General features: G+C 57.5%; 24 protein-coding genes. 16 read left to right on the top strand and 8 right to left on the bottom strand.

Annotated elements, in window-relative coordinates; all coding sequences use genetic code 11:
* Nucleotides 1-42: 42 nt before the first annotated feature.
* Nucleotides 43-423 carry a hypothetical protein gene (locus tag OS189_RS12015; RefSeq protein ID WP_267167549.1) on the bottom strand — a complete coding sequence of 127 codons (381 nt, stop codon included), beginning with the start codon at nucleotides 421-423 and terminating at the stop codon, nucleotides 43-45.
* Nucleotides 424-515: 92 nt separating this feature from the next.
* Between OS189_RS12015 and OS189_RS12010 the strand changes: the two genes are divergently transcribed.
* Complete coding sequence (locus OS189_RS12010) at nucleotides 516-1,628, top strand: THUMP domain-containing class I SAM-dependent RNA methyltransferase (protein ID WP_267167548.1); 1,113 nt, start codon at nucleotides 516-518, stop codon at nucleotides 1,626-1,628.
* A 14-nt stretch (nucleotides 1,629-1,642) separates the two neighbouring features.
* The gene (gene kdsA, locus OS189_RS12005; RefSeq protein ID WP_267167547.1) at nucleotides 1,643-2,488 is read left to right on the top strand and encodes a 3-deoxy-8-phosphooctulonate synthase; all 846 of its coding nucleotides are present in this window, start codon (nucleotides 1,643-1,645) and stop codon (nucleotides 2,486-2,488) included.
* A 128-nt stretch (nucleotides 2,489-2,616) separates the two neighbouring features.
* Here kdsA and OS189_RS12000 read toward each other — a convergent pair whose 3' ends face one another.
* The 3 genes from OS189_RS12000 to fabA form a co-directional block, all read right to left on the bottom strand.
* Nucleotides 2,617-3,408, bottom strand: coding sequence for an enoyl-ACP reductase FabI (locus OS189_RS12000; protein WP_267167546.1), 792 nt, complete (start codon nucleotides 3,406-3,408; stop codon nucleotides 2,617-2,619).
* 11 nt (nucleotides 3,409-3,419) lie between these two features.
* Nucleotides 3,420-4,649, bottom strand: coding sequence for a beta-ketoacyl-ACP synthase I (gene fabB, locus OS189_RS11995; protein WP_267167545.1), 1,230 nt, complete (start codon nucleotides 4,647-4,649; stop codon nucleotides 3,420-3,422).
* Nucleotides 4,650-4,950: 301 nt separating this feature from the next.
* The gene (fabA, locus tag OS189_RS11990; protein ID WP_267167544.1) at nucleotides 4,951-5,460 is read right to left on the bottom strand and encodes a bifunctional 3-hydroxydecanoyl-ACP dehydratase/trans-2-decenoyl-ACP isomerase; all 510 of its coding nucleotides are present in this window, start codon (nucleotides 5,458-5,460) and stop codon (nucleotides 4,951-4,953) included.
* A gap of 206 nt (nucleotides 5,461-5,666) precedes the next feature.
* On the opposite strand from fabA, the gene irrA reads away from it, so the two are divergent.
* Nucleotides 5,667-6,086, top strand: coding sequence for an iron response transcriptional regulator IrrA (gene irrA / locus OS189_RS11985; RefSeq protein WP_267167543.1), 420 nt, complete (start codon nucleotides 5,667-5,669; stop codon nucleotides 6,084-6,086).
* Between the two features lie 115 nt (nucleotides 6,087-6,201).
* Here irrA and OS189_RS11980 read toward each other — a convergent pair whose 3' ends face one another.
* On the bottom strand, nucleotides 6,202-6,636 hold the full coding sequence (locus OS189_RS11980) for an FKBP-type peptidyl-prolyl cis-trans isomerase (protein WP_267167542.1): 435 nt from the start codon (nucleotides 6,634-6,636) through the stop codon (nucleotides 6,202-6,204).
* Nucleotides 6,637-6,821: 185 nt separating this feature from the next.
* Between OS189_RS11980 and OS189_RS11975 the strand changes: the two genes are divergently transcribed.
* The 9 genes from OS189_RS11975 (at nucleotide 6,822) to OS189_RS11935 (ending at nucleotide 16,391) form a co-directional block, all read left to right on the top strand.
* Nucleotides 6,822-7,508 carry a haloacid dehalogenase type II gene (locus OS189_RS11975; protein WP_267167541.1) on the top strand — a complete coding sequence of 229 codons (687 nt, stop codon included), beginning with the start codon at nucleotides 6,822-6,824 and terminating at the stop codon, nucleotides 7,506-7,508.
* Nucleotides 7,508-8,332, top strand: coding sequence for an alpha/beta fold hydrolase (locus tag OS189_RS11970; RefSeq protein WP_267167540.1), 825 nt, complete (start codon nucleotides 7,508-7,510; stop codon nucleotides 8,330-8,332). The genes OS189_RS11975 and OS189_RS11970 overlap by 1 nt, the downstream gene beginning before the upstream one ends.
* Nucleotides 8,329-9,297, top strand: coding sequence for a threonine ammonia-lyase (locus OS189_RS11965; protein WP_267167539.1), 969 nt, complete (start codon nucleotides 8,329-8,331; stop codon nucleotides 9,295-9,297). Before OS189_RS11970 ends, OS189_RS11965 begins: the two co-directional genes overlap by 4 nt.
* Nucleotides 9,294-10,487, top strand: a complete 1,194-nt coding sequence (locus tag OS189_RS11960) for an endonuclease/exonuclease/phosphatase family protein (RefSeq protein ID WP_267167538.1) — start codon at nucleotides 9,294-9,296, stop codon at nucleotides 10,485-10,487. Before OS189_RS11965 ends, OS189_RS11960 begins: the two co-directional genes overlap by 4 nt.
* Complete coding sequence (gene pcaD, locus OS189_RS11955) at nucleotides 10,487-11,275, top strand: 3-oxoadipate enol-lactonase (RefSeq protein ID WP_267167537.1); 789 nt, start codon at nucleotides 10,487-10,489, stop codon at nucleotides 11,273-11,275. Before OS189_RS11960 ends, pcaD begins: the two co-directional genes overlap by 1 nt.
* A 90-nt stretch (nucleotides 11,276-11,365) precedes the next feature.
* On the top strand, nucleotides 11,366-12,673 hold the full coding sequence (locus OS189_RS11950) for a lyase family protein (protein WP_267167536.1): 1,308 nt from the start codon (nucleotides 11,366-11,368) through the stop codon (nucleotides 12,671-12,673).
* Nucleotides 12,674-12,677: 4 nt separating this feature from the next.
* Nucleotides 12,678-13,877, top strand: coding sequence for a TCR/Tet family MFS transporter (locus OS189_RS11945; protein ID WP_267167595.1), 1,200 nt, complete (start codon nucleotides 12,678-12,680; stop codon nucleotides 13,875-13,877).
* Nucleotides 13,878-13,964: 87 nt separating this feature from the next.
* Nucleotides 13,965-15,053 (top strand): Zn-dependent alcohol dehydrogenase, encoded by a 1,089-nt coding sequence (locus OS189_RS11940; protein WP_267167535.1) that lies wholly within the window; start codon nucleotides 13,965-13,967, stop codon nucleotides 15,051-15,053.
* 105 nt (nucleotides 15,054-15,158) lie between these two features.
* The gene (locus OS189_RS11935; protein ID WP_267167534.1) at nucleotides 15,159-16,391 is read left to right on the top strand and encodes a mandelate racemase/muconate lactonizing enzyme family protein; all 1,233 of its coding nucleotides are present in this window, start codon (nucleotides 15,159-15,161) and stop codon (nucleotides 16,389-16,391) included.
* A 185-nt stretch (nucleotides 16,392-16,576) separates the two neighbouring features.
* Here the strand turns inward: OS189_RS11935 and OS189_RS11930 are convergent, their stop codons facing one another.
* The gene (locus OS189_RS11930) at nucleotides 16,577-17,800 is read right to left on the bottom strand and encodes an acyl-CoA dehydrogenase (RefSeq protein ID WP_267167533.1); all 1,224 of its coding nucleotides are present in this window, start codon (nucleotides 17,798-17,800) and stop codon (nucleotides 16,577-16,579) included.
* A 107-nt stretch (nucleotides 17,801-17,907) separates the two neighbouring features.
* On the opposite strand from OS189_RS11930, the gene OS189_RS11925 reads away from it, so the two are divergent.
* Together OS189_RS11925 and OS189_RS11920 are read left to right on the top strand one after the other, a co-directional pair.
* Complete coding sequence (locus tag OS189_RS11925; RefSeq protein WP_267167532.1) at nucleotides 17,908-18,798, top strand: LysR substrate-binding domain-containing protein; 891 nt, start codon at nucleotides 17,908-17,910, stop codon at nucleotides 18,796-18,798.
* Nucleotides 18,799-18,906: 108 nt separating this feature from the next.
* On the top strand, nucleotides 18,907-19,290 hold the full coding sequence (locus OS189_RS11920) for a cupredoxin domain-containing protein (RefSeq protein WP_267167531.1): 384 nt from the start codon (nucleotides 18,907-18,909) through the stop codon (nucleotides 19,288-19,290).
* 20 nt (nucleotides 19,291-19,310) lie between these two features.
* Here OS189_RS11920 and OS189_RS11915 read toward each other — a convergent pair whose 3' ends face one another.
* Both OS189_RS11915 and OS189_RS11910 read right to left on the bottom strand, forming a co-directional pair.
* The gene (locus OS189_RS11915) at nucleotides 19,311-19,997 is read right to left on the bottom strand and encodes an SOS response-associated peptidase (protein WP_267167530.1); all 687 of its coding nucleotides are present in this window, start codon (nucleotides 19,995-19,997) and stop codon (nucleotides 19,311-19,313) included.
* Nucleotides 19,998-20,180: 183 nt separating this feature from the next.
* On the bottom strand, nucleotides 20,181-21,737 hold the full coding sequence (locus OS189_RS11910; protein WP_267167529.1) for a bifunctional metallophosphatase/5'-nucleotidase: 1,557 nt from the start codon (nucleotides 21,735-21,737) through the stop codon (nucleotides 20,181-20,183).
* A gap of 179 nt (nucleotides 21,738-21,916) precedes the next feature.
* Here OS189_RS11910 and OS189_RS11905 point away from each other — a divergent pair, with 179 nt between their 5' ends.
* Nucleotides 21,917-22,267 carry a DUF952 domain-containing protein gene (locus OS189_RS11905; RefSeq protein WP_267167528.1) on the top strand — a complete coding sequence of 117 codons (351 nt, stop codon included), beginning with the start codon at nucleotides 21,917-21,919 and terminating at the stop codon, nucleotides 22,265-22,267.
* Nucleotides 22,264-22,695: a DUF1330 domain-containing protein gene (locus OS189_RS11900; RefSeq protein ID WP_267167527.1), complete on the top strand. Its 432-nt coding sequence runs from the start codon at nucleotides 22,264-22,266 to the stop codon at nucleotides 22,693-22,695. The genes OS189_RS11905 and OS189_RS11900 overlap by 4 nt, the downstream gene beginning before the upstream one ends.
* The last annotated feature ends 3 nt before the right edge of the window (nucleotides 22,696-22,698 follow it).

Raw genomic sequence — 22,698 nt, 5'->3', positions numbered from 1 at the left:
GCTGAATTAGTCAGGTGTCCCCTATCCTTCCAGCCATCGCTCTCAGTCGGAACCCGCGCGATTGATTTTTACACGGCTTACCGGCATCTGTCCCACCCGCGGCGAGGCATTTTTCGCCGACGCATCGGACGGGCCGAACGTCTGGATCGCGTGCGCTTCACCACTGTCAGGCGCATATCCCAAACTGCGTATGGCCTCTGCCTGAACCTCGCCGGGATTCGCTGTCTGGCCGGTATCAGATGTCCCCATCACCGCCAGCGCCGCATTTTCGACCATCGCGCGCAACTGCGGGTCTGTGCGCAAAGCGACCACCAGACAGGCTGTGAGTCCAAAACCGATAACGCGGCCCAGAAAACGCGCGGTGCGCGCCCGTGAGCGACGTGTAATTTGCCGCTCTTCGCGGTATGTCTCTGAAAAAGTCATTTCGTCAGATTAGTTACCAATCACGGCCGAAATTTGACAATTTGAACAAAAACCACGTGCAGCGCCGCCGCGCAGCCACTAGACTCATGTACATGAGCAACACCCAACCCTTCGAGATATTTCTTGTCACCGTTCCCGGTCTGGAGCAGGTGCTGTGCGCCGAAGCGGTCGAGCGTGGCTTTTCCGGTGCGGTCGCTGTGCCCGGCGGCGTAACTGTTCTGGGTGGCTGGCCCGATGTCTGGCGTGCCAACCTTGAACTGCGCGGTGCAACCCGCGTGCTGGCGCGCATCGGCGGATTCATGGCCTTCCATCTGGCCCAACTGGACAAACGTTGCCGCAAGTTCCCCTTCGGTGAATTGTTGCGGACAGATGTGTCTTTGCGTGTTCAGGTAACGACAAAGGCTTCCAAAATTTACCACGCCCGCGCTGCCGCCCAGCGCGTCGAGACAGCGCTGACAGAAACCCACGGTCTTACCCTCGATCCCGATGCAGAACTTGTGCTGAAAGTACGTATCGATGACAATCAGGTGCTGTTCAGCCTCGATACATCCGGCGAAAGCCTGCACAAACGCGGCCACAAAGAAGCAGTCGGCAAAGCACCCATGCGCGAAACCCTTGCCGCTCTCATGCTGCGCCAGGCGGGCTACTCAGGCAACGAACCTGTCGTCGATCCAATGTGCGGGTCCGGGACCTTTGTGATAGAAGCCGCAGAAATCGCGGCAGGCTTACAATCCGGTCGCAGCCGCAGTTTTGCATTTCAACAGCTTGCAAATTATGATGCGGACGCGTTTGCAGGAATGAAAAATACCCCACCCCGCACATCTGCCGCGCATTTTTACGGATCGGACCGTGACGCAGGCGCGATCCGCATGGCAAGCGCGAACGCCGCACGGGCAGGCGTTGATCACCTCACACACTTCGCCAATCACGCCGCGGGCGAGCTGACACCGCCGGAAGGCCCCGCAGGTCTTATCATCGTAAATCCGCCCTACGGCGCGCGCATCGGCAACAAAAAACTGCTCTATCCGCTCTACGGCACCCTGGGGCAAACCCTGCTTACGCGCTTCAAGGGCTGGCGTGTGGCACTTGTGACCAGCGAACCCTCACTGGCAAAAGCAACGGCATTGCCTTGGAAACCCCAAGGGCCGGCAATTGCACATGGCGGCATGAAGGTCTGGCTCTGGCAGACACCACCGCTCAGATAACAAAGGATATCACCATGACGGACATCAAAGTTGCGAACCTGACAATCGGCAATGACCGCCCGATGACCCTAATCGGTGGCATGAATGTGCTGGAAAGCCGCGATCTGGCCATGCAAGTCGCCGAAACTTATGTGGAAATCACCCAAAAGCTGGGTATCCCTTATGTGTTCAAAGCCTCCTTCGACAAAGCAAATCGCTCTTCCATCCACAGCTACCGTGGTCCCGGCATGGATGAAGGCCTCAAAATCTTCGAGGAGATTAAATCGACTTTTAATGTCCCCGTCCTCACGGACATCCACACAGAAGCGCAATGCGCTCCCGTGGCCGAAGTCTGCGACATTCTGCAGGTGCCGGCATTCCTAGCGCGTCAAACCGATCTGATCGCAGCTGTCGCGGCCACAGGCGCGGTGATAAATGTCAAAAAACCGCAGTTCCTCAGCCCGCCTCAGATGACAAATATCGTGGAAAAATTGCGCGAATGCGGCAACGAAAAAATCATGCTCTGCGAACGCGGATCATGTTTCGGCTACGATAATCTAGTGGTGGATATGCTGGGCCTGCGCACCATGCGGGACGTGTCGGGTGATGCCCCCATCATATTCGATGTCACTCACGCCCTGCAAATGCGTGATCCCGGCGGCGCGGCTTCCGGTGGCCGACGCGCGCAGGTCGCCGAACTGGGCCGCGCCGGTCTGGGCGTCGGCCTCGCAGGCCTCTTCCTCGAAGCCCATCCAAACCCTGATCGGGCTCTCTGCGATGGCCCCAGCGCCCTACCCTTGGACAAACTCGAACCTTTCCTGACCCAGATGAAAGCCATAGACGATCTGGTCAAATCGCTCCCCCCGCTGAATATCACCTGACCTATTTTCTTTTGGCCATAATTATCCCGGGGAGTCTCCGGCCATAGGCCGGAGACGGGGCAGCGCCCCCGCGACGCGGCTACAAAGCGCATTTGTAAAATAACGCAAAAAAGCTCTGTGTATCGCTGTTAAAGGTTCTCGCCCTGCGGCATCCCCAAGACGTGGTATCCGCCATCCACATGGATGATCTCGCCGGTTGTACAAGCTCCGGCATCCGACGCCAGATAAACCGCCGTCCCCCCCACCGCTTCCAATGTCGCATTTGCGCGCATCGGCGCGTTCTGGTCAGTATGTTTGTAGGTTTTGCGCGCGCCACCAATAGCGGCACCCGCCAGCGTCTTCATCGGTCCGGGCGAAATTGCATTCACCCGAATACCCTCCGGCCCCAGATCATTCGCCAGATAGCGTGTCGCACTTTCAAGCGCGGCTTTCGCCACACCCATCACGTTATAGTTCGGCACGACCTTGTTGGAGCCTTGATAGGTCAATGTCAGCAAAGTGCCACCATTCTCCACCATCATCGGATGTGCCCGGCGCGCAACTTCGATAAAGCTATATGCCGAGATATCCATGGAATTCTTGAAATTCGCCCGCGACGTGTTCAAGAACCGCCCCGTCAACTCGGACTTGTCGGAAAACGCTATCGCATGAACCACAAAATCAATGGTCGGCCAGCGCCCGCCAAGTTGATCGAACGCGGCATCCAGTGATGCATCATCGGTCACATCCACATCAACCATGAAATCCGACCCGACACTTTCTGCCAGCGGCTTAAGTCGCGAACCGAACGCATCCCCCTGATAGGTAAATGCCAGTTCCGCTCCCGCTTGCGCCATCGCCTTTGCAATACCCCACGCGATGGAGCGTTCGTTCGCGACCCCCATGATCAGCCCGCGCTTGCCAGTTAACATCCCGTTCATATGTGCGATCCTTACCCTTGATACTTAGAAAGGATCATCGATCCGTTGGTGCCGCCAAATCCGAACGAATTCGTCATCACTGAATCCAGTCCGGCATTGTCCACACGCTCCATTGCAATCTCTGACGGATCAAGTCGTTCGTCCAAAGTTTGCACGTTGATCGATGGGGTGATGAAATCGTCTTCCAGCATCAGCAGACAGAAGATCGCCTCCAAAGCCCCCGCAGCCCCCTGCGCATGGCCGGTCATCGATTTGGTCGAACTCACGGGTGGCGTGCTGCCCTGCCCGAACACACGGCGGACGGCTTCAATCTCGCCCACATCGCCGACTGGCGTAGAGGTACCGTGGGCGTTTATATAGCTCACCTTGCGGCCCTCGGGCAGCGTGGACAGCGCCAAGCGCATCGCACGTTCGCCCCCCTCGCCGCTGGGCGCAACCATATCATGGCCATCCGAAGTCGCCGCATACCCTGTCACTTCGGCATAAATCTTTGCACCACGTGCAAGAGCATGCTCGAGGTCCTCAAGCACAACCATCCCGCCACCGCCGGAAATTACAAAGCCGTCACGGTCCTGATCAAACGCACGTGAGGCAAGCTCCGGCGTGTCGTTATACTTGCTGCTCATTGCACCCATCGCGTCAAACAGACATGACAGGGTCCAATCCAATTCCTCGCCGCCACCGGCAAACATCACATCCTGTTTGCCCAGCATAATCTGCTCTGCCGCATTGCCGATACAGTGCAGGGATGTGGAGCATGCGGAAGTGATGGAATAGTTAATGCCTTTGATCTTATACGCTGTCGAAAGGTTCGCGCTTACAGTCGAACTCATGCACTTCGGCACCGCAAATGGTCCGATGCGCTTGGTCGCACCAGTGTTTTTCACCACTTCATGCGCGGTCAGCATCGCCGATGTCGACGGCCCACCGGAGCCCGCGACCAGCCCGGTACGCGGGTTGGAGATGATTTCCTCGCCCAGTCCCGCATCTTCAATCGCCTGCCCCATTGCCAGATAAGCATAAGCCGCTCCCGGCCCCATGAAGCGATAGGTGCGCTTGTCGATATGTTCGGACGGGTCAATCTTCAGCGTACCGGCGATCCGGCTGCGAAACCCATGCTCGGCCATCTCATCAGACGCGACAATGCCACTCGTCCCCGCTTTGAGCGATGCTTTCACTTCGGTTGCATTGTTTCCGATGGATGAGACAATGCCCAACCCTGTGACGACGACGCGGCGCATGTGCAGCACTCCCTAAATTTGTCTATTCAATCCTAAAACAGGCCCGCACCATGGCGCAAGCAGCTAGACCCATCTCGTAGGTGCCGAAGCGGTAACGCTTTGGCTCTGAAACATCAACGCTTTGTAAACTTCGGCAAACCTCGAAAACAGCGCCAAGCCAAAACACTCCAGAAACGTTGATCACCCCGAAACGAAAGCGCGAACACTGTAATGCAACGCCACGACCGACGCCGGATCAGTCACTTCCTTAATTAATCGCGACATTTCTCGCCCGACCCGCAAACCGCTCTGATCCCAAGGGTCAGCTTTCGGACAACGCAACTTTCATATCCGTCACTTCATAAATCAGTTCGCCGTCCGCTTCGACAGTACCACTTGCCACACCCATAGTCAGACGGCGGGTCTGGATAGCTTTGGTAAAATCAATCTTGTAGGTCAGCATCTTTCGATCCGGCCGCACCATCCCTTTCAGCTTCACCTCACCTACGCCCAGCGCATAGCCACGCCCCAACCAGCCGCGCCAACCAAGGTTAAACCCCGTCAGCTGCCACAATCCATCCAGGCCCAGACAACCCGGCATGATCGGGTTTCCGGGAAAATGGCAGTCAAAAAACCAAAGATCCGGCGTGATATCAAACTCGGCGATGATATGGCCCTTACCGTGCGCGCCGCCATCGGCAGACACTTCGGTAATCCGGTCCATCATCAGCATCGGAGGGGCCGGCAATTGGGCATTTCCCTCACCAAACAATTCACCGCGCGCACATTTCAACAGGTCTTCCTTGTCAAAACTGGTGGGGTAATCTGCCATATTTTTCTCCTGCACGTCTTCAAGTTATCTTTCACCTAACACCGTGGATTGTGTCGCTGCAAGGGGGGCGCTCTGTAATGCGACCGGCAAACTGCACGACCAAATACGCCGCGTCTGTGGCGCTCACCGCGTCTTCTGTAGCATTTGCAATTGAAAACTGCCCGGTTCCCCCCTTATATTGGCCTAAGTTCTTACAGAGGCTAATTATGTCAGAGACCCAGCAGGAAACCGGAACCAAATGGCTTGTCAAAGCGGGTCTTCGTCCGACACGTCAGCGTGTGACACTCGCCACGCTGTTGGTTGGTGACGGCCAACACCGCCACGTCACCGCAGAAGGCCTCTTTGAGTCTGCAAAGGACGGGCCTGACAGCGTTTCACTGGCGACGGTGTACAACACGCTGCGCGCGTTCTGCGACGCCGGGTTGCTGCAAGAAGTTACCGTTGACGGGTCACGCAGCTATTTCGACACCAATACCCATGACCATCCCCACTTCTTTTGGGAGGACGAGGCACGTCTGACAGACGCCCCCTCCGACCAACTGGTGATCGCGCAACTTCCGGATGCCCCTGAGGGTGCGGAAATAGCATCTGTTGATGTGGTCATCCGCCTGCGCAAAAAATCCTGATCCCGCCATTTCAATAAAAAACGCCGCCCGATCATACGGACGGCGTCTATTTCTTTTGGCCTTAAATATCCATTCCGCCCTCCCGTCCGCAATCAGACAGCTCGGGCAAAAGCGTTCAGGCCGCGTCGATCTTTACCAGTTCGATATCGAATTGCAGGTCTTTGCCTGCCAACGGGTGGTTCGCGTCCAGCGTGACTGTCGCTTCGTCCACTTCAACCACTGTCACAGGCATGGCCTGTCCGTCCGGCGTTTGCATTTGCAATTGCGTTCCGATCTCCAGCGGTATTTCTGCCGGGATACCCTCACGTGGCACAGCCTGACGCATTTCCGGGTTCACTTGCCCATATGCATCATCAGCGCCGATTTTTACAGTTTTCTTGTCGCCCACAACCATTCCGGGGATCGCAACATCCAGACCCGGAATAATCTGGCCCGAACCTACTTCAAATTGCAAAGGGTCGCGCCCTTCCGAGCTGTCGAATGTCGTGCCGTCCAAAAGTGTACCGGTATAGTGCAAATGTACGGTGTCGCCTGCCTTAACTTCGGCCATAGGTCGTCTCCTGTCTTTTCTGGGAAAATTTGGGGTGAAGGCCGCGTATCTGCGCGGGTGCTTCAAAAGGTGGGGTTATGTATTCAACTCTGCTCCCCGACCACAACCCCCATTTCGCCCTTTTCCGCGCGCCTGCCTCATGCCACTGTACTCGCAACCCGGATATCAAACAGCGCGAGGCCGCAATGACCATCACGACCTGCATATTCGACGCCTACGGAACACTGTTTGATGTGAGCGCGGCAGCGCGGCAAGCAGCCCAAGAGGATGACCACGCCACAATCAGCGAAAGCTGGCCCCAACTGGCCGAACACTGGCGCCAAAAGCAACTGCAATACAGCTGGTTACGGGCAGTCACCGGCGCACATTGCGATTTTTGGCAGATAACCCAAGAGGGTCTTGACTGGGCGTTGGAAAAAACCGGCCATGCGGGCAATCCGGCATTACGTGAACGCCTGCTGCAACTCTATTGGGAATTGGAAGCCTATCGCGAAGTGCCTGACATGCTGAAATCCCTGAAAAGCTCGGGGCTGAACACCGCGATCCTGTCCAACGGCTCGCCCGCGATGCTGCGTGGCGCGGTGCAAAGCGCAGGCATCGGCGGGGCTCTTGATGCCCTGCTGTCAGTTGAAACCGTGGGCGTGTTCAAGCCCGACGCACGGGTTTACGATCTGGTCGCTGCGGAATTCAACTGTACCAAATCCGAAGTGCTTTTTGTCTCCTCCAACGGATGGGACGCCGCCGCCGCAAGCGGCTACGGATTTGAAACCGCATGGGTAAACCGCGCCGGCGATCCGGTGGACCGCTTACCGTGGACCCCCACACATATAGTTAATGATCTCACCGATATTCCAAAACTGGCAGGCATCTAATGGCACATTTCACCACATCCGACGGGCTAAATCTTTTCTACACCGACGAAGGGACCGGCCTGCCGATTCTCTGTCTGGCCGGATTGACCCGCACCACCGCAGATTTTGACTATGTCACGCCGCACTTGTCTGGTCATCGGCTGATCAAAATGGATTATCGTGGACGTGGCCGTTCGGATTTTGATCCCGATTGGTCAAATTACAGCCTGCCTGTTGAATGCCGCGATGTGATAGAACTGCTTGATCATTTGGGCATTGAAAAGGTTGCAATCATCGGCACCTCCCGCGGCGGACTGAACGCCATGGGTATGGCGATGGGCGCAAAAGAACGCCTGCTGGGCGTTGCCTTGAATGATGTTGGCCCCGTGATTGATCCAAAGGGCTTGGAATTTATAAAAGACTATATCGGTCGCAACCCCGCGGCCAAAACCCACGAAGACGCCGCGAGCGCGATGGCGCGCGCATTTCCCGAATTTGCCAACATGCCCGAAGGCCGCTGGCTGGAGGAATCGCGCAAGCACTACACGCAGGATGAAAACGGTCTGCACATCACCTATGACAAACACTTGCGCGACGCCGTACTGGCCGCTGGCGATCAAATGATGCCTGATCTGTGGCCCTACTTTGATGCGATGGACGATTTGCCGCTGGCGCTTGTCTGGGGTCTGAACTCGAACCTGCTGAGCGCGGATACCGTCGCCGAGATGCAAAAGCGCCGCCCCGACATGATCCTCGCGCGGGTGCCGGACCGTGGCCACATCCCCTTTCTTGACGAGCCAGAGGCGGTGAATGCGCTGTATGAATGGATCGGAAAGATGCAATGAACATTGATATGATCCGCGCGGCCGCTAAGCGGCTTGAGGGTCATGCCCTGCGGACACCACTGCTGAACTCTGGCTTTCTTGATGAGATTTCGGGGCGGCGTGTCTGGATCAAACCCGAATGTCTACAACATACAGGCAGCTTCAAGTTTCGCGGCGCCTATAGCGCGCTCAGCGCACTTGATCCTGAAACGCGCGCCAAAGGCGTGATCGCATTTTCATCCGGCAACCACGCGCAGGGCGTTGCCCTTGCCGCAAAAATGCACGGCACTTCCGCGGTTATTGTCATGCCATCGGATGCGCCTCAGCTCAAAATTCGCAATACGCAAGCGTATGGTGGTGAGGTGATCCTTTATGACCGCGATACGGAATCGCGCGATGAAATAGGCGAGAGATTGGGAGCGGAGCGTGGCCTGACCCTGATCAAACCTTTTGACGAACCGCAAGTGATAGCGGGGCAAGGCACTTGCGGATTGGAAATCGCAACCGATGCAAACGCCCTGGGGATCAGGGAAGCAGATGTAATTGTATGTTGCGGCGGTGGCGGCTTGACTGCCGGCATCGCACTGGCGCTGGAGGCCGACGCCCCGACCCTGCGCGCCCGCACTGCCGAGCCGCAGCACTTCGACGATGTTGCCAGATCGCTTCTTGCAGGTAAAATTCAACGTAACAGCGCCACATCGGGCAGCATTTGTGATGCAATCGTCACCCCACAACCCGGCGATCTGACATGGCCCGTCATCAACCGGCTGTGCGGCGCGGGGCTGGTTGTGTCCGATGATGAAGCGCTGGGCGCGATGGCGCAGGCATTTCTGCGGCTGAAACTGGTCGCCGAACCGGGGGGGGCGGTTGCGCTTGCTGCCGCGCTGTTCCGGCGCGATCAGATTCAGGGCGATGATGTGATCGTCGTTATATCGGGCGGAAACGTGGACCCCGCCATGTTTACCCGCGCAGTGGAGCGTGTATGAGTCGTTTCACGATCGCCAGTTTCAACGTCAAGAACCTGATCGGAGCGGACAAGGAATATTACCGGTTCCAGTCATACACCCCTGAAGAATACGCATGGAAACGCGACTGGCTGGCCGACCAGATGGTCACGCTGGATGCCGATATCGTCGGATTTCAGGAGGTATTCGACGAAGACAGCCTGCGCGATATAATTACTCTGGCTGACACATACGGTGACGCGCACAACGATTTTTCGCTGCCCGACAGCACCAAGCGCTACCGCAAACGCGCCATTTTCGACAAGCTCGGATATGGCAGTTACCGCGAGGCTGAAATTGCGTTTGCCCCCAACATGAACGACGGAGACGCGGGCAATCGCCGTCCCGGATTGGCGGTTCTGTCGCGCTTTGGATTTGTCGGCGAGCCGGAGATCATTCAGGATTTAGGGCAACCTCTGGATATTCCATTTTCCGACAATGGCGATGACGGCGGTTTTTTCCGCATCAGCCGCCTCAGCCGTCCGGTGCTGAAAGTGCGTGTGCCTGTCGGCGATCAGGTGATAAGCGTGTTCAACTGCCACCTGAAATCAAAGCTGGGTGAATTCATCCGCCCCGCTGATGGCAGCCCCGCCCCCGAAGCGGACCTGACACAGTATGATCCCGTTGGCCGCGCCCTTGGATCGGCCCGCGCCGCCATGCGGCGTATGGCCGAGGCATGGGTGCTGCGCGGGGCAATCGTGCAAGAGCTTTATGCCGGAAATCCGGTAATGGTCGTGGGTGATTTCAATGATGCCGGAAACGCCGTGAGTTCGGAAATCATTAGCGGTGAGATACCGTTCAGAAATTATCAATGGATGCTGCGCCATGATGCTGAACACCGCGGTGATCGCTACTCGCAGGCTGAGGCAGAGCAGATCACAAATGACATAGAAGCCGTGCGCCTGCACGCAGCGGAAAAGCTGTTCGCGCGCAAATCCCTGCGCGACATGGTGTTTACCGCTGCATTTGGCGGCGTATACGAAAGCATTGACCAGATTTACCTGTCGCGCGATTTTCTGCCTGAAAACAATGATGCCATCGGCGAGATGGAATATTTCAGCGTTTTCAACGATCATCTGACAGATGGCAGCCATGCTGAGGCGCCGTACAACAAGCTGGCCTCCGATCACGGGCAGATCATGGCACATATCAAACTGAAAGGCGGTACATGATGCAGATTTTCGATACAGGCGAGGTGCGGCTGCATTACCGCGTGGACGGGCCTGCGGATGGCCCTGTCGTGGTGTTTGCAAATTCGCTGGGCACTGATTTGCGCTTGTGGGATCCGGTCATGCCGCTGCTCCCCGAAGGGTTGCGCATCGTGCGCTGGGACAAGCGCGGTCACGGCCTTTCCAGCGTGCCGGGTGGTCCGTATTCCATGGGCGGGCTTATCAGCGATTGTGAACGCCTGCTTGACCACCTCGAGGTGCGCGATTGCGTGTTTGTCGGGCTCAGTATCGGCGGGATGATTGCGCAGGGGCTGGCAGTAAAGCGGCTGGACATGATACGCGGCATCGTTCTGAGCAATACAGCGGCCAAAATCGGCAATGCGGGCCTGTGGGACGAACGGATTGCGGCGGTCAAGACTGGCGGTATCGAAAGCCTTGCCGACGGGGTGATGGAACGCTGGTTTTCAAAAGAGTTCCGCGCCAGACCCGAGCTTGAATTGTGGCGCAACATGCTGGTGCAGCAGGCTGTTGAGGGCTACGCGGGATGCTCTGCGGCGATTTCGGGCACCGATTTTTACACCTCCACCAGCGGCTTGCGCTTGCCCTGCCTTGGTATCGTCGGCGATGAGGATGGCTCCACCCCGCCGGATCTGGTGCGCGAGACAACCGATCTGGTCCCTGCGTCCGACTTTCACCTGATCCGCCGCGCGGGCCATCTGCCCTGTGTGGAGCAACCCGAAGAATACGCGCGCGTTCTCACCGCGTTCCTGAAGCGGGTTGGCCATGTCTGACCATCGCTCTACAATCATGAAAAACCGCTTCCACATTTCGCGTCATTTTGACATCGGCTTGGTTTCCTTCGGAACGGAGCAACCAGCCTGATGGCCGCAAGCGTTTTTGACAGCCCGCTTTATGCGCACCTGTTCCCTACGGGTGAGGCCGGAAGGCTGTTCTCTGACACAGCCGCCCTGCGTGCGATGCTACTGGTTCTGGGCGCATTGGCGCGCAGCCAGGCGGCCCTTGGCGTCATCCCCGACCTCAGCGCGAAAGCCATCCAACGTGCTACGATGGAAATCCAGATCGATCCCGGTGCAATCGCGCGTGCTACAGGTGAAAACGGCGACTGTGTCGAAGGCCTCGTCGCGGCTTTCCGCGCCGAAATGAATGCGCCCGAGCATGCGCAATTTGTCCATTGGGGCGCGTCATCGCAAGATATTATGGACACCGCATTGATGCTGCGGCTGCGTCAGTTGCTGCTTCTTGCCGAGCAGGATTTGCGCACCATCATCGCAGCACTGGCACAGCAAGCGAGCGAACACGCGCAGACCCCAATGACAGGCCGTACCAACGGGCAGCGCCTCACGCCAACCAGTTGGGGCGCGGTTGTGGCCGACTGGGGACATGCCCTTTGTGATCTTGTAGAAGCTCTTACAGTTTTGCGCGCTTCGTCCCTGTATGCCTCGCTTTCCGGCAGCGCGGGAACCGGATCGCCACTTGGGCCGCAGGCGGCGCAGACCCGCGCAGGTCTGGCGACAGGTCTTGGTTTGAATGACCCAGCCCGCTGCTGGCATGTTGACCGTGGGCCAATCCAACGCATTGCAGACTGGCTGGGACAGGTTACAAACGTACTGTCCCGTATGGGTGTATCATTGATTGCATTGACCAGCCCGGAAATTGCAGAGGTGCGTATGCTGGCGTTTTCGCGACAACAAGGTCCCGTAGGGCCAGCGGCAATGCTGGCACTAGGTCATCAGATGAACGGCTTGCGCGCGGCTCTTTCTGCGGCCACACATCATGCGCATCAAGGTGACAATGCGGCATTCTTCACCGAATGGATGGTGCTTCCCCAAATTGCGCTTGGCACGGCATCCGCACTGCAACACGCGAAAATAGTCACACAGAATATGAAAGCGGACACAGATCGGATGGCGGCAACACTTGGCGATCGTCACGGTATTATTCATGGTGAGGCACTGACCTACGCACTGGCCCGCGAGATGCCCCGCCCCAAGGCGCAGGCAGAGACAGCACGCCTTTGCCATGCTGCGCAGGATCAAGGTGTGCCACTCGAGAAGATTGCGCGTGCCGCCTATCCCGTATTGACGCAAGACCTGTTCGATCCTGCGCGATCATTAGGTCAGGCGCCGGTCGATGCGCGCGCTTTTGCTGCCCGCGCAAAGGCGATCTGAATTAGTGCGCCTGCCCATCATCTTTATTCTGCTGACTGTAATGATCGATGGCATGGGCATTGGCCTGATTATCCCCGTCATGCCCGATCTTCTTTTGGAACTGGGCGGTGGGACATTGGCGCAAGCGGCTGTGTGGGGCGGGATACTGTCAACCACGTTTGCAGTGATGCAGTTCTTGTTCGGGCCGGTGATCGGCGGCTTGTCAGACCGTTTCGGGCGCAGGCCCGTCCTGTTGGTTGCGCTTGTGGTGATGGCGCTTGATTATGTCCTGATGGCGGTCGCGGGGGCGATCTGGCTATTGTTGATCGGCCGGATTATCGGCGGGATCACGGCGGCGACGCAATCGACCGCAAGCGCCTATATGGCCGACATTTCCGCCCCGCACGAGCGAGCGGCGCGCTTTGGTCTGGTCGGCGCCGCCTTTGGCGCGGGTTTTGTGCTGGGGCCCATTCTGGGCGGGCTGCTGGCCGAGTATGGGACACGTGCGCCATTCTGGCTTGCGGCGGGGCTGGCGGGATCAAACGCGCTGTTCGGTTGGATTGTGCTGAAGGAAACCGTGACAGTCGCGAACCGCCGCGCATTCAGCTGGCGACGAGCCAATGCACTGGGCGCGCTGCGATCTTTGGGGCGACTGCCGGGAGTTACGCAGCTACTGGTTGTGTATTTCATTTATTCTATAGGATTTGCAGTCTATCCCGCCGTCTGGCCTTATTTCGGGAAAGAGCGTTTTGACTGGAGCCCCACCACCATCGGATTGTCTCTGGCGGTATTCGGCGCAACGATGGCGCTTGTTCAGGGCGGCCTGATCCGGCCCATCCTGAAATCACTGGGCGAACGGGGGACTGTCATTGCCGGCCACCTTTTCAGCATCACCAGTCTGATGGCTCTCGCCTTTATTCCTTCGGGGTTCTGGGTTTTGGTACTGACTCCGCTTGCCGCCATGGGCGGGATCACACCCCCCGCGTTGCAGGGTATCATGTCCGCACGGGTGGAAAACGATTCCCAAGGCGAATTGCAGGGCGCACTAACGTCTGCTTCTGCCCTGGCGATGATCCTGTCGCCCTTGGTGATGACCTATACCTTTGCACGCTTCACCAATGCCGAAGCGCCCGTTTACTTGCCCGGAGCGCCGTTTTTGCTGTCGGCGGCCCTTGCCGTTCTGGGGTTGGTGGTGCTGCTGTGGGGCACACGACGAAGCAGCTGACGTAACGTTACATTTATTGGCTTGAAAAGGGGTTGTCGGTCCAGATGATCTGCGCAAACCTGTATCGAACAGGTGAAAGGATATCCCGTGAGAAAGATCAAAGCCGCTGTTTGCCATGAGTTCAATGCCCCCCTGAAAATTGAGGACATCACCTTGCGTGCGCCTGAAGCCGGCGAGGTCGAAGTGACGCTGGACGCCGTTGCAATCTGCCATTCGGATATATCATTTGCCGAAGGCGCATGGGGTGGATCACTGCCGGCGGTCTATGGACACGAGGCGGCAGGCACCGTAGCGGCCATCGGGTCTGGCGTGAACGGTATCGAGGTGGGCGACAGTGTTGTCGTTACCCTTATCCGCGCGTGTGGCACCTGCCCTTCCTGTGCTGGCGGCGTGCCGACGTTGTGCACCACCCCTTATGACGGAGATCACGGGCCGATTAAAACCGCCGACGGTGGCAGGTTGCATCAGGCCATGGCCTGCGGTGCCTTTGCCGAAGCGGTTGTTGTAGACCAGCGGCAGGTCGTGAAAATAGGCAAGGACATTCCCATGGAAAGCGCCGCATTGATTGCCTGCGGTGTCATTACCGGTGTGGGGGCTGTGGTCAATGCAGCAGGCCTGCGCGCAGGGCAGGATGTGGTGGTGATCGGCGCTGGCGGCGTTGGCCTGAACGCAATTCAGGGCGCGCGGATAGCTGGTGCGCGCCGCATTGTTGCCGTTGACATGAGCGCCGAGAAACTGGAAATCGCACGCGAATTCGGCGCCACCGATGGCGTTCTGGCCACCGAAGCCAAACCATGGGCACAAGCCAAGCGCGCCATGGGGCGCGGCGCTGACGCGGTGATTGTGACCGTCGGCGCGATTCCCGCCTATGATACCGCGCCCAGATACCTTGCCTACGGGGGGAAGGTGGTGATGGTGGGCATGCCCCATTCGGGTCAGACATCTACCTACGAACCGGTGGTGATGGCGGCGGTAGGGCAGAGCATGGTCGGCTCCAAGATGGGTGATGTGGTGATCCAGCGGGATATTCCGTGGATGGTCGATCTGTATACCCAAGGGCGGCTGAAACTGGATGAACTGATTTCGGGACGATGGACGCTGGAGCAGATCAACGATGCCATTGCGGATACAAAAACAGGTGCGGCACGCAGAAATGTGATTGTATTCGAAAGGTAAGCAGACATTTCCGGCGATTGCGCCCGTTCCCAGTGCCTGATTGAGTTTATTGAAAAAAGAAGAGGTTTGCTGACAGTTGAATACGCAAGCTTTGGGAGGGATACGATGCGGCTGAAGGATCTGGATGTTATCGTGACGGCGCCCCCTGCTCCCGGTTGGGGTGGGCGGTACTGGATACTGGTCAAAGTCACGACAGCATGCGGGATCACCGGCTGGGGCGAGTGCTATGCATCCTCTATCGGTCCTGAAGCGATGCGGACCGTGATTGAAGATGTATTTGCGCGCCATATGGCGGAGGAGAATCCGGAAAATATCGAGATGATGTTCCGGCGCGTCTATTCCGCAGGCTTTACGCAACGGCCCGACCTGACGGTCATGGGCGCGTTTTCGGGGCTGGAAATTGCCTGTTGGGATATACTGGGTAAGGCGCGTGAGCGGCCTGTTTATGCGCTGCTGGGCGGGGTGATGAATGCGCGGGTTCGGGCCTATACCTATCTTTACCCCCTGCCCCATCATGATCCGGCATTATTCTGGACATCGGCTGACATGGCAGCAGAAAGTGCGCTGGACGCTGTGAATCGCGGCTATACCGCAGTCAAGTTTGATCCTGCTGGCCCGTACACGCGGCGCGGGGGGCATATGCCTGCGATGACAGACATCGCGCAGTCTGTTGCCTTTTGCCGCGCCATTCGTGAAGCCGTAGGTACGCGCGCCGATCTGTTATTTGGCACACATGGGCAGTTCACGACCGCAGGCGCGATCCGGCTGGGTCAGGCGCTGGAGCCGTATAGCCCGCTTTGGTATGAAGAGCCTGTTCCGCCGGATAGCGTGAGCGAAATGGCAAAAGTTGCAAATGCCGTGCGCATCCCCATCGCCACGGGTGAGCGTTTGACCACCAAAGCAGAGTTCGCCCCCGTATTGCGCAGTGGCGCTGCCAGTATTTTGCAGCCTGCTTTGGGGCGCGCCGGTGGCATTTGGGAGATGAAAAAGGTTGCAGCAATGGCCGAGGTTTATAACGCGCAGATGGCACCGCACCTTTATGCGGGTCCCGTGGAATGGGCTGCAAATATCCATTTGGCCGTCAGCATACCGAACCTGTTGATGGCCGAAACAATTGAAACGCCATTCCACGACCGGTTGATCAAGGGAAGCATTCGCGTAGAGGGCGGTTTCATTCAGGCCCCTACTGCGCCCGGTTTGGGGATCGAAGTAGACGAAGCGCTGGCACGCGCACATCCCTATTCCGGCACAGGTTTGCATCTTGAGATGCAGGAAGCGCCTTGCGATTATGTCAACGGCAACAATTTCGAAGGGGGCGCTCCTGCTCCGAAAGAATAGCTACGTTGTTAGAATGTGATATGGATGCGGGCCGCGATCACTCACCGGCATTTTACAGCGCTGAAAGATGCTTTGTAAGGGTCGGTGCAAATACGAAGCGCGGCGAGGTTTGCAGCTATCCCAAAATAAAAACCCGCGCGAATGATGCGCGGGTTTTTGTGTTTTGAATGTAGCGAATGGTGCGTTTAGAAAAACGCCTGCAATCCTGTTTGCGCACGGCCAAGGATCAGGGCGTGTACGTCGTGAGTGCCCTCGTAAGTGTTGACGGTTTCAAGGTTCATCATGTGACGGATCACTTGGAATTCACCTGAGATGCCGTTGCCGCCATGCATGTCGCGGGCGTGACGTGCGATCTCCAGCGCTTTGCCGCAGTTGTTGCGCTTGACGATCGAGATCATCTCGGGCGCAGCGTTGGCGGCATCCATCAAACGACCTACCTGCAAGGACGCCTGCAAACCCAGTGTGATTTCGGTCATCATATCAGCCAGCTTTTTCTGGAACAGCTGGGTTTGCGCCAGCGGCTTGTTGAACTGGTGACGATCCAGCCCGTACTGGCGTGCCGCATGCCAGCAGAACTCTGCCGAGCCCATCACACCCCAGCTGATACCGTACCGCGCACGATTCAGACAGCCAAACGGACCCTTCAAGCCCTGCACATTCGGCAGCAACGCATCGTCGCCGACTTCGACGTTGTCCATCACGATTTCACCCGTGATCGAGGCGCGCAGCGACAGTTTGTTACCGACTTTCGGCGCGCTGAGGCCCTTCATCCCTTTTTCAAGCACAAAGCCGCGGATTTTGCCGCCATGCTCTTCCGATTTTGCCCAGACTACAAATACATCCGCGATCGGCGCGTTAGAAATCCACATCTTGGAACCGGTGATTTTGTAACCATTTGCGGTTTTCACAGCGCGGGTTTTCATACCGGCAGGATCAGACCCCGCGTCGGGCTCTGTCAGGCCGAAGCAGCCGATAAACTCACCGCTGGCCAGTTTTGGCAGGTACTTCTTGCGCTGCGCTTCCGAGCCGTAGGCGTAGATCGGATACATCACCAAGGATGACTGCACAGACATCATCGAGCGGTATCCGCTGTCCACACGCTCAACCTCGCGCGCGACCAGACCGTACGACACATAAGAGCCGCCCAGCCCGCCGTACTCTTCGGGCACTGTAACGCCCAACAGACCCATATCGCCCATTTCACGGAAGATGCTTTCGTCTGTTTCTTCGTTTTCGTAAGCTTTAATGATGCGCGGCTGAAGCTTTTCCTGCGCGTAGGATTTAGCACTTTCCATGATCATCCGCTCGTCCTCAAGCAGCTGGTCATTCAAACGCAGGGGATCGGACCATTCAAAGCTGCCCATATCGGGAGCGTCCTTGGCTTTGAGAATCGGAGCGTCGGCATTCATGGCGTATCCTTCCAAAGAGAATTGCAGTGTGGTTTGGCGCCTTATTGCATATCCCGCGCGAAAGTTCTAACGATGCTTATTCCTCAATACATGAGTTTTTGTAATAGATGATTGCACCGCGCCGCTATCTGCCGTCCATGTCGGCACTGCTTGCTTTCGAGGCCTGCGCGCGGCTGGGAAGCGCCACGCAAGCCGCAACAGAGCTGTCGTTGACGCAATCCGCGATCAGCCGTCAAATCAAGGCTCTTGAGGGGCAGTTGGGCGTGCAACTGATGTCACGCCAAGGCAGGCATTTGAAGCTGACGCAGGCGGGAACGGAATACGTGCGCGAAGTGCGCGACATTGTCGGCCGGCTGGCGCAGGCCTCGCTGAATGCCGCAACTGAATCGCAGACCGGTGTTTTGACGCTGGCGATCCTGCCTGCTTTCGGGATGCATTGGCTGGCGCCCCGTCTGTCTGAATTTGCAGCTGAACACCGTGAAATCACAGTTAACCTGTCGACGCGGCTGCAACCCTTCTCATTGGGAGCAAGCAGGTTTGATGCAGCGATCCATTTCGGCCACGAAGACTGGCCAGGTGTGCACTATCTGCCCCTGATGCCAGAGATTGTTGTGTCGGTCTGCACGCCCGATTTGCAAGGCGCCCCTTTTGATGATCCGCAAGCGCTGCGCGCCCACCCCCTGCTGCATCTGGAGACACGCCCGCGCGCATGGTCGCGATGGTTCGAAGCGGTGGGCGCGCCCTGCGATCCGCCACACGGGATGATGTTTGACCAGTTCACCACCATGGCACAGGCAGCCTTGCACGGGCTGGGCATTGCATTGCTGCCCACCTTTGTTGCAGACCCCTATCTGAAAGACGGCCAGCTGGTTCTTGCATCGGACAAAACGACCGAAAGCATCGGCAGCTACTACCTTGTCTGGCCGGATGACCGGCCTGCCCCGCCGCCGCTGGTGGCGTTTTGCGAATGGCTCGCGGGGCAAACTCAGGGCGCCTAAGATCGCGCTATCAGAGTTAACAACTGCCTGCTTCGCCTCACTTCGGCCACATTGTTGGCCTACACCCGACTTTCGTGAAGGTGGGGGCCGACATGAAGGAGCATAGCCATGCTTAGCAAATTTATTATGCGCGCTGCCATATCAGCCGCAGCGCTGTCCGGTACTGCAGGCTTTGCCTCTGCCGAACAATACCATGTTCTGATGATGGATTACGCATTTTTCCCTGAAATCAGTTATGTCGAGCCTGGCGATATCGTTGTTTTCGAGAATATCTCAGGCAATACCCGTACGATTGCCGCCGATGATGGCAGCTGGGTCGTGCAGGGCTTGGCAAACGGCGCAACCGCAACGCTGACCATCGAAGAAAACATGCCAAACCAGTACCTCAGTCTGGTTCCCGGAGGACCGGAAGACGAAGTTAACGAAGACGGCAATGTGCAAGTGGTTGGCACACTGAACTTCAGCGGCAATCCAGCTCTTAACGACAACTGAGAAACCGGAAGGCTGCCGGATTAACTGTCGTTGTCCGGCTCCCATGGCTCGATCAGTTCGGGGCCGGACGCGCGATTCGAATTCACTTTCCGGTCAACACGGTGCCACTGTAGTATGTCATCGCCCGCCGCTCGCATTAGCGCAGCGGCGCCTTTCCCCTGTTCGCCCAGCCACAGGCCGAAATCTGGTTGTTCGACAATCACGGGCATGCGGTGGTGAATGGCCTGCATCGGCGTGTTTGCCGCGATGGTCAGCGCGGCCACCGTGCGCAGCTCTTCTTCGTTCGCGGGATCTGTCCAGCTTTGCCACAGGCCCGCAAACGCAAGCGGCGCGCCATCGCGTCGTGTAATATACCACGGATCACGGCCACCCTCTGCATCCTTTGTCCATTCGTAAAAACCGCTCGCAACCACCAGCGCCCGCCGTGTGTGCACCGCAGAGCGGAAGGCCGGTTTGTCTAGCACCGTTTCTGCGCGCGCATTGATCAACAGCGGCCCATCGTTCGGCTTTTTGTACCAGTGCGGGATCAGGCCCCAACGCATTGCCTCCATCTGCCGCGGCCGGTTTTCGCCACCGGTAATCACCGCAATACGGTTTGTCGGGCAAATGTTGTAATTCGGCCCCTCCGGAAGCGAGTTCGCCGGCGCCGCCCCGAAAACCTGTGCCATAGCTTCTGGCGGCACGGTCATTGCCATTCGTCCACACATCAGCGCACCTCCGCATTCTTTCGGGAGTAACATAGGGTGGGTCGCGCAAAATTGGCAGGTTAGATTATTGCACTTGCGCTCAATCAGGCGCACTTGCCAGCGCTGATCGATTTTCGCGCGCTGAGCGGCCGGCAGATCAAATGGAATGGCGCGCCAGTCCAGGCGCGCCATTCAAAACCGTATTTACTTCGACGTTATGCGCCCGTCTGTGTAAGGTTTGTAAGGTGCATTTGCGGCAATAAACTCTGCCGTGACATCAGCCAGATCAGGCCCGAAATCATAGGGGTTAGCGGCAGTTTCGAACATGTCATAGCCATCCCCGCCATTGCGCACATAGTTGTTGGATACAACACCGTAGGTTTTGGCCATATCCACCGCAGCCCCTGCTACCATCACGTCAGACACACGGCTACCGGCCTCGGCGGCGGGATCAAATGAGAACGTCATGCCGGACACTTGCGGGAAACGCCCCGCGCCTTCCTCTATCTGGCTCACCCCGTTTTCAAGCGCGGCAACCAGCACTTCGCCGGTGACCTGAAACGTCGAGAGCGTGTTCTGGAACGGCAGCACGGTCAACACATCACCCATCGTAACCTGACCGGCGTTGATAGAGGCGCGGATACCACCGCTGTTCATAATGGCAACATCAATGCCCTGCTCGGCCACACGGGCCAACATTGCATCGGCAATCAGGTTACCCATCGTACATTCCTGCACACGGCACACAGCACGGTCACCGCCAATCGGTTCTGCTGTGTCGGCCACAACCTTGTTGCGTATCTCCTCCAGCGGCGCGGCCATTTCGGCAATCCGCGCAACGGTTTCGTCGTCCTCAGCCAGCGAGGCATCAATCAGGATCGGATCGCCCTTGGCTTCGGTCACGTTACCCGCATCATCAAAAGTGACGTTCAGCTCACCCAGATATTTGCCGTAGGCATAGGCCTGCACAATCGCGGTATTTCCCACCATCGTGGGGTATGGCCCCTCTGCCCGCTCGTCGGTGTTGCTGAGCAATGTATTCGAGTGACCACCGACGATGACGTCAACGCCGGTCGTCTCTGCCGCAACTTTCTGGTCGACAGCATAACTGGAGTGGCTGAGCACGATGATCTTGTTCACGCCGCGCGCAGTCAGCAGATCAACCTCTCCCTGCACAGCACCAACCGGATCAGTGAAAATAACGTTGTCACCGGGACTGGCCAGTTCGTCGGTGTCTTGCGGTGTCAGACCGATCAGGCCGATCTGTTCTCCGCCCCGTTCGATCACTACAGATTTCGCCAGTTTGTCGGCCAGCAGCGGCTCGCCGCTGACATCCGCGTTGGACATCAGGATCGGAAATTTCAGTTCCGACATAAACGCTGCCAGCACTTCGGGACCGTCATCAAATTCATGGTTGCCCACGGTCATCGCGTCATAGCCCAGCTTGTTCATCATCTCGGCGGCAAGTTTGCCTTTGTAGTAGGTGTAAAACAGCGTGCCCTGAAACTGGTCTCCGCCATCCACCAGAATCGCGTTATTGCTGCGCTCACGTGCTTGCTTGATTGCTGTGACCAAACGGGCGGTGCCGCCAAAACACTTGCCTTCAGTATTGTCCTCTGCGCCGCACGGTCCGTCATATTTGCTGATCGGTTCAAATCGCGCGTGAAAGTCATTCGTGTGCAGAATCGTTATCGTGTAATCCGCCGCAGCCATACCAGCCGTCAGGCCAAGCGCTGCAACACTTAATAGGAATCGTTTCATGGTTGTCCCCCGATGTTGAATGGTCTGCCCTTACCGTGACAAGCAGCACACGGTCTGTCAAAGCCGATGTTCGCGCGCGCGCTCTGCCGCTGGCGGTCTGCCGCCTGCAAAGATACCAGCGGGGTTTGCCATCGCATCGGGTCTTGACCCGATAGCCACACAAAGGCATCAACTGATCCATGCTTATATTCAAAATTTTCCGCACCGAAGAATGGCAAGCCTTGCGTGCGCGAGGTCAAACCACAGGTGCCCCGATAGACGTAGCAGACGGCTACATTCACTTTTCAACCGCCAACCAAGCTGCCGAAACGGCTTCGAAGCATTTCGCAGGCCAGGACGGGCTGTTTCTGATCGCGGCCGAAACGGACAATCTTGGCCCCGAACTGGAATGGGAAGTGTCGCGCGGGGATGCGCTGTTTCCGCATCTGTATCGCGAACTGACGATGGACGACGTCGTCTGGGCGCAACCGCTGCCGCTGGACAACGGCGTGCATCAGTTCCCCGCAGGTCTGGAGGATGCTGCATTATGACCGATCACCGCGATACCGAACGCGCCCAGTTTGATATCTTCAAATCACTGGACCGCAACACACCGATCAACATGCTGAACCTTGTGCAGTTTTTCGAAACAGCCGAATACCCCGATGGGCATGAACTGGCGGGCCAGAACCTAACCGGCGCGCAGGCGTACAAAAATTATGGCGTGGCCAGTGGCCCTGTTCTGAAACGTGTGGGTGGTGAAATCATCTGGCGCGGTGATTATGAGGTAGCGTTGATCGGGGACCCGTCCGAGCGATGGGATGCGATGTTCATCGCCCGTTACCCCACAGCAGGCGCGTTTTTGGCAATGGTTACTGATCCCGAATACCAAAAGGCGGTTGTTCACCGCCAAGCTGCGGTACGGAACTCGCGACTGATCCGCACCAAACCGCTGGACGTAACGGATATCTTCGCGTGAACG

This window comes from Sulfitobacter sp. F26169L, from assembly GCF_026410285.1.
Classification (GTDB): domain Bacteria; phylum Pseudomonadota; class Alphaproteobacteria; order Rhodobacterales; family Rhodobacteraceae; genus Sulfitobacter.
The sequence above is the reverse complement of the archived record's forward strand: the minus strand, read 5'-3'. Positions and strand labels throughout refer to the sequence as shown.